Origin of the sequence: Paenibacillus sp. FSL R7-0313, assembly GCF_037969885.1 — a bacterium.
Classification (GTDB): Bacteria; Bacillota; Bacilli; order Paenibacillales; family Paenibacillaceae; genus Paenibacillus.
On sequence record NZ_CP150219.1, the window covers coordinates 6,846,143 to 6,862,418 of the forward strand.

Here is a 16,276-nt window from a genome sequence, read left to right on the forward strand (position 1 = left end):
CCTAAGGGTGTCTTCTCACACATGCCAAAATAATATTACAGCAGACAGATCATGAAGATGATCTGTTCAAAGAACAGGGCCGCATTGCGGTCCTGTTCTTTTTGATAATACACATATGATTCACGCATCTTGAGCCGGGTATGTTAGAAGTAGAGCGTACAACGATAATCTAACTCATGGAGGGATCAGAGATGACAGAACAACGTTTGGAAGGCAAAGTCGCGATTGTAACCGGAGGTGGATCGGGGATTGGTCAGGCTACCGCTATTCGTTTCGCCGAGCATGGGGCCAAAGTGTACATGCTGGATCGCACACCCGAAAATGCGGAGGAAACCAAGCAGACGATTGAAAAGGCTGGCGGAGAAGCGTATGTGATCGAATGTGATATCTCCAAACCGGACAATGTGCAAAAGGCGATCAATCAGGCTGCGGCTGAAGCGGGTAAACTGGATATCATATTTGCGAATGCCGGCATTAACGGAACGATGGCCCCGATTGAAACGATGGAAATCGAGGACTGGGACCAGACGATGGAGATCAATATGCGCGGAACCTTCGCAACCGTCAAATATGCCATCCCCCATCTGAAAGAACACGGCGGAAGCATCATTATCACCAGTTCTATCAACGGTAACCGGGTCTTCTCAGGGATCGGTTTCTCTGCATACGCTTCCAGCAAAGCGGGACAAACTGCGTTTACGAAGATGGCTGCACTGGAGCTGGCTCGTTATAAGATCCGTGTAAACGCCGTCTGCCCAGGAGCCATCGATACCAACATCGATGATAACACCTACCCGTCGGATGATCTGAAAGAAGTACAGATTCCTGTTGAATTCCCTGAGGGTCATGAACATCCGCTCAAGGGCGAACCTGGAACGTCGAAGCAAGTGGCAAACCTCGTTCTGTTCCTTGCTTCCGATGAAGCCTCTCATGTTACAGGTACACGAATCTATGTGGATGGTGCGGAATCTCTGCTCCGTGGATAAAATATAAATATAAGTTGGCCCCCTTTCAGGGACAACGCCCAAACATCCCGCAAGCGATCTGATCCAGTCAGATTACTGCGGGATGTTTTATTTATAAGAAGTTTATAATCCTGCGCAGTTGCAACTACAAGGATTATCACTACACCGCGGAACTTTTACCTTTTTTCACACGATGCTTCAACCGGTCTGGAATGGCAAAGAGCAAAATGTACATTAGTGAGAACAAAACAAGCGCAAGTATCTCTTCCCCAAGGATGTACATGGGATACGGACCTAACATATCAAGCACCGAGGGTGTACTCGGCTTGTGTCTCAAAAACATATAATTCGCGTCAAGCATGACATCTACAACATATACGATTAATGCTGCCACATTCACAAATATCATCGAACCTGCTACAGATCTCCAGCTAGGTCGCAGCTGTTCCACCCAGGTCATGTAGAGTAAAGCCAGAATGATGCAGGCATGAGCGACGAAAAATTGAATGAATCGAAAATGTGCATAACCATAACCCAGATTAGGAGTCAGGATCGCCATAAGGGCTCCAGCAATGCCTGCAAACAGCAGTGCAGAATGTAACAGTCGACTGCGTGTCAGTAGTAACAACGCCGATAATAGCAGAGACAGACTGCATAGTTCGAGTGGCAGTGACGTCTGCAGGCTCCATATCCCTCCGTACACATACCAGAGCTGCAGCATGATTTCGCAGGCAAACATGATGCAGGCCAGAACAATCCGCAGTATGCGGCGTGCCCTCTCTGACCATGATCGAAGATGGTGTCGAAGCAAAAACAGCAGTACAATCATTGCTGTAATTACGCTAATGGAAACGATATGTGAAGTGGAGAACAGAATAAACGGCTCTGCGTCATAAGGGTCCAGCCATGGTGGATACGCCATGCATCTCTTCTCTCCTTTACAAGCATCTCACCAACATTATCTCTCTTTAATGTTAACTTTTTCATTTTGCCATTGAATGAAATTACTGTCCAGTTGGAATTCTAAATAAGCATTGTAATTTAAATATCTTTATGTTAAGATAAATTCAGAAACAAAACAAACGAAAAGTTAGTAACTTTCTTAATCGAAATAATACAAATACAGCACTCAACAAATGTTCAACTAAACATTTACATGATAACGGAGAGGACAGAAAAAACCTGAAGAAGCGGAGCGTTCGCCTAAAAGCTTTCTGAAAGAAAGCTACATCGGAAGCATATGCTATCCCCGGATTTCCCCTTTTAAAAAGGATCAAAAAATCTGGGGATAACAGCGATCGGAAGGTTGTTCTGTCATCGGAGTGCCAGTGTAAATAATCCTTAGTTGAACGTATAACCTAATTAGGAGGAATTATTATGCAAATCAAAGGACTTCACCACGTATCAGCTCTAACAGCACATGCCGATCAGAACTATCGTTTCTACACTAATATCATGGGTCTGCGCCTCATTAAAAAAACGGTCAACCAGGACGACGTGTCCGTCTACCATCTCTTCTATGGCGATGAGAAAGGTAATCCGGGTACCGAACTTACCTTCTTCGAGATTCCGATGGCCGGACAGACTCGTGAAGGGGTGAACAGCATATCTGGAACGTCACTGCGCGTTCCAAGTGATGCGGCACTTACGTACTGGCAGCAACGTTTTGACGAATTCGAAGTCCCACATGGAGAGATTGTTGAACGGGGTGGCCGTGCCACGCTCTCGTTCACAGACTTTGAAGGACAACGTCTGATTCTGGTCTCGGATGAAAACAATACAGGTGTCGCTGGTGGTAAACCATGGGATCAGAGCCCTGTACCTGCCGAGTATGGCATTGTAGGCCTAGGCCCTATCCATCTTACGGTAAAAGATGCTTCCCTTACCGCTCCGGTTCTTACCGAACTGCTCGGTTTCAGAGCTAAAGGAAGTTACCCTGCCTTTACTCCAGGTCAGCCTGATGTACTCGTTTTTGAATCCGGCGAAGGTGGCAGCGGCTCCGAGGTTCATGTTGAGGAACGGAATGACCTTGCCCAAGAGCGTCCTGGACGTGGCAGCGTACACCATGTTGCGTTCCGTGTGGATAATGAGGAAGAACTCAAACAATGGGTGGAACGGGTTCATAACTTCCAATTCCCTAACTCAGGGTTTGTAGATCGCTTCTACTTCCGCTCCCTATATTTCCGTGAAGCAAATGGTATTTTGTTCGAACTTGCAACCGATGGTCCGGGATTTGATACAGACGAAGAATTGGAGCATCTGGGTGAATCACTGGCGCTGCCTCCGTTTCTAGAAGGACGCCGCGCTGAGATTGAAGCGAACCTGAAACCACTGGATACCATGATCCGCTAATATTCGTAACAAAACAAAAATAAAAACGATGTTCACCAGGCAACTCTGAATAACGGATACGGTTCAGAAATTGCCTAGTGAATCATCGTTTTTTATGTTTATGTTTGCCTTGCCCCTTCTGTAACGTGGCAAACTTGCAGATTGTGTTTTACTTCGTCAGATACGATGTTGTGAGCGGTACAAACAGAGCCGAACCCGGATCTTCAGATACAATCTCGACATAGACAGCGTCTGTACCTTTAACATCCACATCCAGACTCATCATACCGTTTTCTGGAGTGATATTGAACTTTTTGAGTGTCGCGAGATCCTGATCATAGATATGAATCTCCTGATTTCCTGTTAGCGCGGCAAGTTCCAAGTGCAGAGAAGAATACTTTTTACCCGTATTAATCTGGATATCATCCCCCTGTTTCGTAGGATCATTATGCAGATAAACATCCTTGTAATCCTTGCCTTTATATGTGGTATCCTTAGGATCTTTGGTGTGCCAAGCAGTAGATCCCAGTACGGATGTTCCAAGTGCACTCAGCGTTACTTTTCCGTTGGTTACGGGCGCAGATCCATTCGTTCCGCCAATCAGGACGGATGAAGTTGCACTGTCATAAGTGATCTCTGTCCCAAGCAATGATCCCACAGCACGCACAGGCAAATAAGTCGTTCCGTTGTAAGTGATAGGCAACACCGTTTTACCATTGGCATCTTTGGCTGTCACCGTGGCACCATTCATTTTCAGCGTAATCTTGCTGTTTAGATAGGCTTTAATCTGTTCCAACCCTGTTGCTGCGAGTGCACCCGTCCCGATCCCAAGAGTTAATGTGCCTACCATCAAACCCAGTACAACCTTTTTCTTCATCAAAATCCCTCCTGAATGTTAAAATGATTTGTCCTTTATACATTTAAACCACTAAAGTGATAATGTCAATTGTTTCCTACGCTTTTAGTACACATTGCCTATTTCCGAGCAGCACAAAACGAGGCTGTATGTCCCGATTTTTTTCAGCCTCGCCCTGTTCCTTACTGTCCGCAAAGATAGAAAGGAAGATATTCTTATCAGATGCTCACTAACCCCCACACTTTGAGAACTACTTCCAATCCCCGCTGCACTACGATTTCAACAGAATGATATCAATCAAAAGATTCATAATATTCTTCTTCATACACTTCCATGCTGTACTTCAAATCTACAGCCTTCCACTCGCCATCTTGATACTCATAAGCAAATGTCAGATCACCAGCATATAAAGCTGCACCATAAGATCCTGCTGCTGATACGACAAGTTGGCCATCCTCCACACTGTAATAGGTTACTCCACCAAATCCCAACTCTTCGTTATATACGCCGCCACTCGTATCTCCCTCGATCCGTAAAGGTTCTGCTTGGACGCCATCAACGGCGACATCAACATCCACGCGGTCTGATCTAACCGTAACTTTCGACTTCACATGCTGTTTTGCAATCTCATCCAGAGATTGCATCTTCATCTCTTCCAGCGTTACCGGATCAATGATACGTGCTTGTCCCAAATAAATACCTGTTCCATGACCTTCCGTGTACAAAACGATTATTTCTTTCTGGCCGTCTCCATTCAGATCCAGCTCGTGCACTTCGGGTTTGTAAGACCCGCCTTCTCCCTGCCAATCACTAAATTCTCTTGTCTTGCCGTCCACTTCCAAAATCATTCCGTTGTATATATATCCTGAACCTTCAACTTTCATAGGGTATAATCTGACGTTCTCATTCTCTGGAGCTACCGAAACGTATTCATCTTTCACAGGAATGGATTCCTGTGTTGTCTTCGCTGTGTCATGCAGTTTATCTATATTGGAAGCCTCGACCTCTGCGGTCTGGCTGGATTGATCATCTATATTAAGCTGTTTTTGCGATTCATTCATGGTTCTGGCAGCCGAAGTTGTACTAATCGTAGCTACCGCCAAAATAATCATCAGCAGGATACCTGTCCAAGTTTTCAATATACTGGGCTCCTTTATCTGTTGTGATAATCCTATTATATCTTCATTTATCGCCTGCAAGTTGCGAATTTGTTAATCTTTCATAAAATAATCTTTACAAATTTCCGTTTTCACGAAAGAACGTTCGGCTTTAACCAGAATAAGCAAATTATCATACCAAAACTGTTCTCCAAAAACAAAAAAAATCCCGAACACAGCTTAAGGCTGCATTCGGAATGCTTTGGTTTTGTCCAATAACCGATCGGTTAATTGTCTCAGTTCTTCCGCCGAGGATGAAATCTCCTCCATGATGGCTGTCTCTTCGTGTGCGGCATCCATAATTCGTCTCGCCTCATCCGAGAACGATCCGGCTTTCCCCTGGATCTTCTTCACATGACCGTGCGTTTGTTCCACGCGACCAGTCTGTTCTGCAATCTTGGAACCGATATCATGCGCACCCTTCATAAATACTTCCACCGTTCCTGTCAGTTCATGCAACGTCTGATCCACAGAGACGGTCCGCTCCGATTCATTAACCACGAGACCATGCTGCTCATGAGACAGTTGGGCTGTCTCCCTGATCCGCTGCTGCACACGACTAATCAGCTCATTAATACGGTGTACCGATTCCTTACTTTCGTCTGCCAGCTTGCGGATCTGCTGCGCCACGACTGCAAAACCAGAACCTTCTTCGCCAGCTCGTGCAGCCTCAATGGAAGCATTCAGGGCAAGTAACCCTGTTTCCTCAGCGATGTTTTTGACAGATTGGGTAATTACCTCGATATCGGAGGCTTCCTTCTCCAGCAACAGCATAATGTCGCGGGAACGATTGTGCGACTCGGCCAGCTCGTCCATCCCTTTCATCAACGATGAGAAAGTCTGTTTTGTATGATCCACCGATCGTTCCATCTGACCGGACATCTCTGTCATGTCCATGGACTGGCTATGCATACGCTGGAAATCGTTCAGCATCTCATCCGCAGTGATCAGAGATTGATGGGAAGTAACCTTCTGCTCTTCTACGCCTACCGCAATATGATCTACCGCATCCGACATCATCTCGATCTGTTCGGCGGCCTGGGTAATCGCTTCACTCAGAGACTGTGCGTTCTGTGAAGTCGTTCTTGTACTGTCTGCAATATCATTTACAATACTTCGAAGGTTAGAAACCATTGCGCGAAAAGCATCATATAATACGGTAAGTTCATCTTGCGTGCGTCGCTGCGGAATTTCGGTTGTCAGATCACCCGCTGAAACCTGTTGCGCAGCCCGGGACAGGTGGACGATTGGACGAGTCAGCCAGCGTGAAGCAAACCATCCCAGAATCCCGTTCCAGCATACTCCCATGATCAGGATAATCGATATGTATACCCAATTCGGAATATCTAACGTAATCCAGTCTTTGACAAAAAATATAAAAAAGCCGCTAGTTCCGTAGGTAATAATCGAAATCAGTACCAGACCTGCGACAGTCTTTGCTCCTAAAGTCCATTTCATGTGCACACCCCGTAGTCCTTTTTTCCTATTTTACCAATCATGTACCAAATTTCATGTGATATACATCACTGAAACCGTTCTATTTCCCCCATACTTGCCGTTCATGCATGACTTCTCTACCATAAAGCGCATAATGTATAAGACAAGCTTGGCCGCCCCTCCCTTTCTTAAAAATTGAATAATATTCCATTTAAAATCCCTAATTTTATTTATTATCGGCACAAGAGGCCAAATGATTTAGATTGGCATCCATTTTGCTTAAATGATATACTGAGTGCGCTTCAGCAACGCTGGAGCCGAACTATTTTTATTGATGCCACTGGAGGCGAACGAGATGTCTACTATGTCCACACGGACGGAGAAAGATTTTATCGGTGAAAAAGAAATCCCGGCTTATGCTTATTACGGAATTCAGACGGTACGGGCCGTGGAAAACTTCCCGATTACCGGCGTTCCGGTACACCGGGAGCTGATCACGGCTCTGGCTGCGGTGAAGAAGGCAGCAGCGATTACCAACATGGAGTTGAAGATGCTGCCAAGCAAGATTGGCGAGGTGATCGTCATGGCGGCTGAAGAAATGATGAAAGGCCATCATCTGGATCATTTTATTGTAGACTCCATTCAGGGCGGTGCAGGCACCTCCATGAATATGAATATGAACGAAATTTTGGCCAACCGCGGGCTGGAACTGTTAACCAAAAGCAAGGGAGACTACTTCCATTGCAATCCCAATAATCATGTGAACATGTCCCAATCTACTAATGACGTGGTTCCTACAGCACTGCGCATTGCGGCGTACCAACTGTCGGAGACGTTACTCGCTACCATGAGAAGACTACAGGATGCGTTCCGTAAAAAAGAAGTGGAATTCAACGATGTGGTCAAGGTTGGCCGTACCCATCTTCAGGATGCCGTACCTATTCGCCTTGGACAAGAATTCGGAGCTTATGCCCGTGTAATCGGACGGGATATTGAGCGTCTTGAATTCGCCAATCGCCGCCTGCTTACCATTAACATGGGTGCAACTGCGGTAGGTACTGGACTTAATGCCAAACCCGAATATATCGTTAAGGTTACGGAACACCTGTCTGATGTTACCGGATTGCCCCTGCAAACTGCTGAGGATCTCGTGGATGCAACACAGAACACGGATGCCTATCTGGAACTTTCAGCGGCGCTGAAGGTATGTGCAGTCAGCCTGTCCAAAATCTGTAATGATATTCGCATGATGGCTTCAGGTCCACGTGCAGGATTCAATGAACTGCGCCTGCCACCACGTCAGCCAGGTTCGTCCATTATGCCGGGCAAAGTCAACCCGGTTATGGCGGAAGTCATTAACCAGGTATCCTTCCAGGTGATGGGGAACGACCATACGATCTGTATGGCGTGTGAAGCCGGTCAATTCGAGCTGAATGTCATGGGCCCAGTTATTGCGTTCAACTTGCTGCAATCGCTGAAAATTATGAATAACGGCATCGATGTGTTCACACGTTATGCAGTTGAAGAGATGGAAGCTAACCGTGAACGCTGCGAATTAATCATGAAGCAAAGTTTCAGTGTGGTTACGGCGTTGAATCCGCACTTAGGTTATAATGTGGCAGCTTCCATCGTGAAGGAAGCGCTCAAGACTGGACTTTCCTTGCAAGAGATTATTCTCGAACGCGGATTGCTGACACCGGAAGAACTGGAAGAGATTCTTCATCCGGAACAGATGACTACACCAGGGATTGCCGGAGAACACTTCTTGCGTAATATGGAACGTTTGTAGGTAATCAGGAAAACTGATGCAGCAACCCAAACACGAACGAATAATTAACAAGAACCCTCGCAGACCATTCATCCGGTTTGCGGGGGTTCTTGTATTCAGAGATGATAAGACGCCAGCTATTCAATTAAATCCACCGTTTACGCTCAAGGGAAGGCAGAATCTGAAGTTCCTCCCTGTACTTGGCAACCGTTCTGCGGGAGATGACAATCCCCTCCTCGGCCAGCAGTGTGGCCAAATGACTATCCGAGTATGGACGCTGAGCCTGTTCCATGCGAATGATTTCTTTTAATCTGCGTTTTACCGCTGATGCCGATGTTTTATCCCCTGACGTTGTACTGATTCCCGAGGCAAAAAAAGCCCTGAGTTCATATACACCATGTGGGGTCTCAATGTATTTACCGTTCACCGCACGACTTACCGTTGATTCATGCATGCCAATCTTCTCTGCAATAACACCCAGATTAAGCGGTTTTAGCCCGGATGGGCCTTTGACCAAAAAGTGCTTCTGCTCTTCCATCACTACCGCCAGCACACGCACTAAAGTCCTGCGCCGCAAGTGTACACTCCGAATGATAGCCCTCGCCTCTGCCGCTCGGGTTGCCCAGATTTCGTCAGGAGCCTCTTCCCTGATCCAGCGGAAGCACACTTCATTCATCGATACACGAGGGTTACCTGCTGCATGCAAACTATAATGGACCTCACCGTTACGCACCCCAACAATGGCATCCGGAATAATGTAATGTGGCCGTTCTGTACATCCGATGGATCGACAGGGCTTGGGATCGAGACGTGCAATATAGTCATAGGCAGTCTGAGCCTCTTGCGAAGTCATGCCTAATCGACGTCCTGTTCTACCTGGGTGAAAAGGAACCAGTGCTTCCAATCCGGCTTCCACCATACGTTCAGCGTACTGAACAGCCAATGGATCACGTCTGATCTGGAGCAACAGACATTCTTGCAGATTCCGCGCCCCTACACCAGCAGGGTCCAGCGATTGGAGAAGCTCCAGTCCCGCTGCAATCTTGCCCATCGGAAGCTCAAGTGTTGCTTGCACCTCTGCCAGTTCAACCGTCAGATAACCATCATGATTAACGCACCCTGCCAAATATACTGCCATATTTTCCAATTCGTCTGGAATTGTCATCACTCGAATTTGCGTAATCAGCAATTGTTCCAGAGTAGGTTCAGCACCTTTGGCCTGAAGCAGCGGATCGTAGGAATCATACCTGCGCTGATCCATTCGCCGCGGAATCCGGGCGAGGGGCGCAGCTTGTTCTTCCAGTTCAAGTACTGGATTTTCCTCTGCTGCGTCCAGCAAGTAACGAGTCAGATCCTGGCCAGACATGGTTAGCAAATGAAAGGATTGTTTCATCTCCGGCGTGATGGACAGCCGAATACGTTGTTCCTGCACCAACTGAACACCTAACATCCGTTACCCTCCTTATGCCTTCGGCAATAAGCATCTATGTTTCTTATACGAACAAAAGGATTTGCAGGGATAATAGCATACTATTCAAGCAAATGTAAGAAGTTTTTAGTCGGATCATGGGTTTCTGTCTAGTATTTCTCCGATACCAGCTTTGCCTGGGTAAACAACAACAGATAGTCTCTTCCACCTGCCTTGGAATCCGTGCCTGACATGTTGAATCCGCCAAATGGATGTGTGCCTACCAGTGCTCCGGTACATTTCCGGTTGAAATACAGATTACCCGCAAAGTATTCGCGTCTTGCCTGTTCCAGATGTTCACGATTACGTGAAATCACCGCGCCGGTCAGACCATAGTCTGTATTATTGGCGATATCCAATGCATCCTGGAAAGATTCTGCTTTGATGAACGCAAGCACAGGTCCAAAAATCTCATCCTGAGCAATTCGGGCTTTCGGGTCCACATCGGCAATTATGGTTGGTTCAATGAAATAACCTTCAACGTTCCCTGTACCGCCACCGTGCACAAGACGCCCCTCACCCTTGCCAATTTCAATATATTCCGTGATCTTTGCATATGCCTTGTCATCGATAACCGGCCCAACCTGACTGCCAACTTCGAGTGGACTGCCCATCGTCAGTTTCTGTGTCCGTTCAATCACTTTTTGCAATACTTCATCATATACATCCTTATGAATAATGGCACGGGAACACGCCGAACATTTCTGTCCTGAGAAACCAAATGCCGAAGCGGTAATGGACTCTGCCGCGAGTTCCAGATCACTGTCACTGTCTACTACGATGGAATCCTTGCCGCCCATCTCTGCAATGACCCGTTTAATCCACTTCTGACCTGGTGCTGTACATGCTGCACGTTCATTAATTCTCAGTCCTACGTCTCTGGAACCGGTGAAACTGATAAACCGGGTGAGCGCATGATCCACGAGATAATCGCCCACTTCACTGCCTGGTCCTGGTAAAAAGTTCACGACGCCATCCGGCAGGCCAACTTCTGCGAGCAGCTCCATAAACTTCGCTGCAATCACCGGAGTTGTGCTGGCAGGCTTTAATACCACCGTGTTGCCGGAGACCAGTGCAGCAGAGGTCATGCCTGCCATAATCGCCAGCGGGAAGTTCCAAGGTGGAATAACAACACCAACGCCCAGCGGTATATAACTCAGTTCATTATCTTCCCCTGCAATCCGCACGAGGGGCTGCGGTTCACTCAGTCGCTGCATATCCCGTGCATAAAATTCCATAAAATCAATGGCTTCCGCTGTATCCGCATCGGCTTCAGGCCAAGTCTTGCCGGCTTCATAAACCATCCATGCGGAGAACTCATGCTTGCGACGACGCATAATGGCAGCGGCTTTGTATAGATAACGAGCCCGTTCATTCGGGTCAGTATGTTTCCATGTGTGGAATGTCTCCGCCGCTGTCTGAATGGCCTTTTCGGCCAATTCCTGATCTGCCTGATGGATCGTTCCGACAACTTGATTTTTGGCTGCGGGATTCACGGAAGTTAACGTGCGGCTGCTTGTTATTTTTTGCCCACCAATAATAATCGGGTATTCCTGCCCAAGTTCAGCTTCTACCTGACGAAGTGCGTCTTCAAATGCTTCCTGGTTCGCCTGGACTGCAAAGGGTGTGAATGGTTCGTTAACAAAAGGGATATTCATCAATGATTCCTCCTTCAGGATGTGGGGTTCGCTGGCTGCTCGCCTGAATTATTTTGCATGTTACTCATCACCAAATATATGTAGCAAAATCCGTGCCAACTCCGGTTGAGATTGAAATATTTTTCACTGAAAAATAAAAAACATTGAATCTTGCTGGTTCTGGCACGTTTCTTGCTTGAATTAAGGATGCACAATGCTGAAGGAGGAAACGAAGATGAGTGTGGGAACGGAAATATATCGCAAAACCTTATTAACCGTGGCAGGCAACAAAGCAGTAGAGAACCTGTCCATTAGATATGGTAAGAAGCTGGCAGGCAAATTTATTGCAGGAAACACCTTGGAAGAAGCTCTCCAAGAGATCCACATACTCAATAATAAAGGCATTATGGCTACGCTCGATCACTTGGGCGAAGGTATCACCCGCATGAGCGAAGCGGCATTATACAGGGATGAGTATGTACGACTGGTAGAAGGCATTGCACGTGAAGGAGCAGACTCCAACGTCTCGCTGAAACCAACCCAGATGGGCCTCGCACTCGACCCGGAAGAGGGTTATCGAAATATCCGTACCGTTGCCGCACAAGCCAAATTGCATGATCTATTTGTTCGAATTGATATGGAGGATAGTCCATTTACTCAAGCGACGCTGGATATGGTTCGAAGACTGCACTCGGAAGGACTGCATAATACAGGCACAGTATTGCAAGCCTACCTGCATCGCACCGAAGAAGATACACGTGATATGATTCGGGAAGGCATTCGGCTTCGTCTGGTTAAAGGTGCTTACAAAGAACCCGGATCAGTCGCCTATCAGAATGCTTCTGAAGTCATTCATCAATTCAAAACGATGATTCGTAATCACCTCGATCAGGGTGTGTACACTGCAGTTGCCTCGCATGATGATCACATCATTAACTGGACGAAACAATACGCCAAGGATCGGGGAATTTCGCCGGATGCCTTTGAATTTCAGATGTTATATGGTCTGCGCATGAGCGAACAGGAACGTCTCGCCAAAGAAGGCTATCGCATTCGTTGTTACGTACCTTATGGCACCATGTGGTATCCGTACTATACCCGTCGTTTGGCTGAAAAACCGGCTAATCTCTGGATGGTCGTTAAGAATATGTTCCGATAGTTATTTTCCAGCTGTATCAATATATAAATAAAAAACAGCAAAAATAAAACCATGCTGCCTCTTTCTTTCTGGGCACATGGTTTTTTCTGTACAAACACTTTACCAGATCATCCAACTTTCCTTTTCTCCGGTTCTTCTCTTAATGTCTAAAAAATTAGCATCCCCAATTTTAAATGTCTATTTTTTTGGACACACCCATTTATTAATCAAAATTACAAGCTCGAAAAGGCTAACTGCTTAACTGTTGAATAAGAATAGAAGCATTAACATTTGTCTGTGTTCCACCTGCTAGTGTTTGCAGACCAACAGCTGATGCGCTGGAATGATTCCGCAATGTCAGCACATCACCGGGAGCAGCCGTAATAATGACCATGCCTGGATTCGGTTGAGTGCCAGCTCCTGAACCATAGACACTGCCACCTACAGGGGCTCCGTTTTGATAAAGGGTAAATTGGTTTGCCTGCACACCTGCAACGTTGAAAAACACCGCATAGTCCCCGGCATTACCAATAATAATCGCAGCGGTATTGGCCGTGTGAATAATACCGGTAAGATTTGCGTTGCTGTCGAAGATTACATCCGCTTCAATAGCTACAGTTTGAGCTGATGTATTAAAAATATAAGCGTACGAGGACAACCCTTGCCCTGCTGTACCGGTTGCTCCAGTGACACCTGTCGTTCCGGTTACTCCGGTGACGCCTGTTGTTCCGGTAACCCCAGTGCTTCCTGTTACTCCCGTAACGCCAGTGCCTCCTGTTACTCCTGTAACGCCCGTGGCTCCTGTTACTCCGGTGGCACCGGTGCTTCCCGTGATGCCCGTGATGCCCGTGATGCCCGTGATGCCCGTCGCTCCTGTCACTCCAGTAACTCCTGTGGTCCCTGTCACACCCGTAACTCCTGTGACGCCCGTGGTCCCTGTCACACCCGTTGTGCTCAGCGTTTCTCCCAACAACTCCTGGGATACCAATCGGTGAGCCGCGACTAATTCGCCTTCGCCATCTTTACCCCATACGGATATTTGTGCTTCTGGAGCAGCCGTGTCTGAGGTTGAAAATACAAACTCAAAAGCATCAAAATTCCCATTATAAACTTTGGTGATGACCTGATTAGGTGATACATTGAGCAGTTCTTCTACATATAATGTTCTGACTCCATTAAGGTAATAGCCCCGAAGAAGCACCGTGAACATTTCTGTCGCATTCCGGTTATCGATTTTGACCGTAACGGATTGAGTTGGTCGGATCCCCGTTATTCCTGAAATATTATTCTCAATGGGCCCAGTTGATAGAATGGCCATTTCATCACCCTCCTTTGATTCTTCTTCATGCGGATTGCCTTCATATAGCATTATTCAGAAGTTTCTTAGTGGTGTGGACAATTCATGTACTATATGAATAATCACTTCAACTGCCGTGTAGCAGATTGAGAGATAACAGTTTTAATCAAATAACTCGAATGTCAATTTAAATAACTCAACCCTCACCTAGATTATTGAATGGTCCATACAAATTAGCATTAATTTCTTTTAATAAAAATAAAAGGGAACTCCAGAAATGAAAATCCAACATTTATCTCTTCTGCGCCGACAACATGTATGCTTCATGTCAAAAAATATATACACACCTCATTTGGAAAGTTATAATGTGGGTAACCATCATTCTCCAGTCATTTCATAAGCAGATCACTTGTAAGTAACTTGTGTAAAAGAAGTTGTTTCCAAAAGTTATGTTCTAATTGAGGTGATACCGATGAAACATTTACTTCCAGAATTAATGTCTTTATTGCGTACGGATATGGATGTTCTGGATACAGACCTCTCCACACTTACCATTCCGTCATCAACATCGTTGGTAGATGCCTTCTCCTTATTCGACACATCTTCTTATCTATTCATTCAGGATGATGGACCCCTATTGGGATATATCGCCGTATCCGATGTTTTGCATGCCATGATGCATGCACATCGCCTAATAGAAGCTTATTTTGAGACCACACTGGAGACAGCGGGTTCAGCTCTGACATTAATTAATGAAGATGCCAAGGTGGCCTACTGGACAACTGGCGCGGAGCATGTTTTTTCGATCAGCAAAAAAGACATCATCGGACAACCCGCAGCGGACTTTTTTCCTCCAGATCGGCTACAGTCTCTCAAGACGTTATATACCGGCGAAACGGTCTATCGCAAACAGCATCAGCCACGGCCCGACCTGTTCGCCCTGATTAATGCTCGTCCTGTCCAACTGGATGGACATATTGTGGGTGCAGTTGCTGCCGAAGTGGATATAACAACCGAAATCCGATTACATCAGGAACTATTACATATGACCTCCAAAGTCCAGCATCTGGAGAAAGCCGTTGCTCGGCTACGGCCCGAATTAGATCCATTCGCCAGAATCAAGGGCAGCAGCTTGGTCATCAAGCAGTGCATGGAGACCATCCGCAAGATCAGTACCACCTCAGCTACTGTACTTATCCTCGGAGAGAGCGGCACAGGCAAGGAGTTATTCGCCAAAGCCATTCATGATCTTCGTGAATTGCAGACTGCACCGTTCATCGCTATTAACTGTGGGGCAATCCCTGCTTCCTTGTTTGAAAGTGAGTTATTCGGTTATGAGAAAGGCGCTTTCTCCGGAGCTGATCCCAAAGGCAAAAAGGGCAAGATTGAGCTTGCCGAAGGGGGGACTCTTTTTCTGGATGAGATCGGTGAGATGCCATTGGAATTGCAAGTGAAACTGCTTCGGGTGTTGCAGGAGAGGAGTTACTTTCCTGTGGGGGGAACGCGCATGAAACAGGCCAACTGCCGGATTATCGCTGCGACCAATCAGAATCTATTAAGTATGATTGCCCGCAATCAATTCCGGGAAGATCTCTACTATCGGCTGAATGTCATTAACCTTGTGATCCCTCCTTTGCGCATGCGCAAGGAAGATATATATGAATTAACCCAGACGTTCCTTCAAGAATTCTCATTGCTCTATAACCGTCATATTGAGTTGGTTCCACCTGAAGTGTTCAAGTTGCTGTTCCAGTATGATTGGCCAGGCAATGTACGTGAACTACGAAATGTGATCGAACGCCTGACCATTCTGACGACAGATGGTGAGGTGAAGCAGGAATACCTGCCTGATACCCTTACCTCCCTCATCATGCAAGAACAGTCCGAAGTTCAACTGAATTCTGGCATTCATTCACATGCCTACAGCAAAAATCAACAACGTCAGGATTTGGCGGGAGCAGAACCAGAACAAGAACCTCGAACGGTTGCAAATGCGGACGAATTAGATCATTCAGATGATTCCGAACTTGTCTCCAACGTTACCTACCAGCAAAAATTGGATACTTATGAGGCGAAACTTCTAATTCAATATCTGAAAGCAGCAGGTGGCAACAAACGAACACTCGCCAAACAACTCGGCATCTCCAGAGCAACGCTCTATAATCGCATGAAGAGGCTTGGTCTATGACCAGCCTCTTCTTGTCGTTATGATCGGTATGATG

Annotated in this window: 12 protein-coding genes; 5 read left to right on the top strand and 7 right to left on the bottom strand. The window is 46.4% G+C overall.

Annotated elements, in window-relative coordinates:
• Positions 1 to 191 precede the first annotated feature (191 nt).
• Positions 192 to 986, top strand: coding sequence for an SDR family NAD(P)-dependent oxidoreductase (locus tag NSQ38_RS30030; RefSeq protein ID WP_036612094.1), 795 nt, complete (start codon positions 192 to 194; stop codon positions 984 to 986).
• A gap of 139 nt (positions 987 to 1,125) precedes the next feature.
• On the opposite strand, the gene NSQ38_RS30035 is transcribed toward NSQ38_RS30030, so the two are convergent.
• Positions 1,126 to 1,887 (bottom strand): TIGR02206 family membrane protein, encoded by a 762-nt coding sequence (locus tag NSQ38_RS30035; protein WP_339785857.1) that lies wholly within the window; start codon positions 1,885 to 1,887, stop codon positions 1,126 to 1,128.
• 455 nt (positions 1,888 to 2,342) lie between these two features.
• Here NSQ38_RS30035 and NSQ38_RS30040 point away from each other — a divergent pair, with 455 nt between their 5' ends.
• Positions 2,343 to 3,317: a ring-cleaving dioxygenase gene (locus NSQ38_RS30040; protein ID WP_074093825.1), complete on the top strand. Its 975-nt coding sequence runs from the start codon at positions 2,343 to 2,345 to the stop codon at positions 3,315 to 3,317.
• Positions 3,318 to 3,465: 148 nt separating this feature from the next.
• On the opposite strand, the gene NSQ38_RS30045 is transcribed toward NSQ38_RS30040, so the two are convergent.
• The 3 genes from NSQ38_RS30045 to NSQ38_RS30055 all read right to left on the bottom strand — a co-directional run bounded on the left by NSQ38_RS30045 (position 3,466) and on the right by NSQ38_RS30055 (position 6,767).
• On the bottom strand, positions 3,466 to 4,173 hold the full coding sequence (locus NSQ38_RS30045; RefSeq protein ID WP_339785859.1) for a hypothetical protein: 708 nt from the start codon (positions 4,171 to 4,173) through the stop codon (positions 3,466 to 3,468).
• 272 nt (positions 4,174 to 4,445) lie between these two features.
• Positions 4,446 to 5,291, bottom strand: a complete 846-nt coding sequence (locus NSQ38_RS30050; protein ID WP_339785861.1) for a hypothetical protein — start codon at positions 5,289 to 5,291, stop codon at positions 4,446 to 4,448.
• A gap of 198 nt (positions 5,292 to 5,489) precedes the next feature.
• Positions 5,490 to 6,767 carry a methyl-accepting chemotaxis protein gene (locus tag NSQ38_RS30055; RefSeq protein ID WP_017690252.1) on the bottom strand — a complete coding sequence of 426 codons (1,278 nt, stop codon included), beginning with the start codon at positions 6,765 to 6,767 and terminating at the stop codon, positions 5,490 to 5,492.
• A 334-nt stretch (positions 6,768 to 7,101) separates the two neighbouring features.
• Between NSQ38_RS30055 and NSQ38_RS30060 the strand changes: the two genes are divergently transcribed.
• Complete coding sequence (locus tag NSQ38_RS30060; protein WP_339785864.1) at positions 7,102 to 8,535, top strand: aspartate ammonia-lyase; 1,434 nt, start codon at positions 7,102 to 7,104, stop codon at positions 8,533 to 8,535.
• A gap of 124 nt (positions 8,536 to 8,659) precedes the next feature.
• Here NSQ38_RS30060 and rpoN read toward each other — a convergent pair whose 3' ends face one another.
• Positions 8,660 to 9,964, bottom strand: a complete 1,305-nt coding sequence (gene rpoN / locus NSQ38_RS30065) for an RNA polymerase factor sigma-54 (protein ID WP_339785867.1) — start codon at positions 9,962 to 9,964, stop codon at positions 8,660 to 8,662.
• Between the two features lie 128 nt (positions 9,965 to 10,092).
• A complete protein-coding gene (pruA, locus tag NSQ38_RS30070; protein WP_339785868.1) occupies positions 10,093 to 11,640 on the bottom strand; it encodes an L-glutamate gamma-semialdehyde dehydrogenase in 1,548 nt (515 codons plus the stop codon).
• A gap of 214 nt (positions 11,641 to 11,854) precedes the next feature.
• Here pruA and NSQ38_RS30075 point away from each other — a divergent pair, with 214 nt between their 5' ends.
• Positions 11,855 to 12,778, top strand: a complete 924-nt coding sequence (locus NSQ38_RS30075) for a proline dehydrogenase family protein (RefSeq protein ID WP_339785869.1) — start codon at positions 11,855 to 11,857, stop codon at positions 12,776 to 12,778.
• 229 nt (positions 12,779 to 13,007) lie between these two features.
• Here NSQ38_RS30075 and NSQ38_RS30080 read toward each other — a convergent pair whose 3' ends face one another.
• Complete coding sequence (locus NSQ38_RS30080) at positions 13,008 to 14,075, bottom strand: hypothetical protein (RefSeq protein ID WP_339785870.1); 1,068 nt, start codon at positions 14,073 to 14,075, stop codon at positions 13,008 to 13,010.
• 451 nt (positions 14,076 to 14,526) lie between these two features.
• Here NSQ38_RS30080 and NSQ38_RS30085 point away from each other — a divergent pair, with 451 nt between their 5' ends.
• Positions 14,527 to 16,242, top strand: coding sequence for a sigma 54-interacting transcriptional regulator (locus NSQ38_RS30085; protein WP_339785873.1), 1,716 nt, complete (start codon positions 14,527 to 14,529; stop codon positions 16,240 to 16,242).
• Positions 16,243 to 16,276 lie beyond the last annotated feature (34 nt).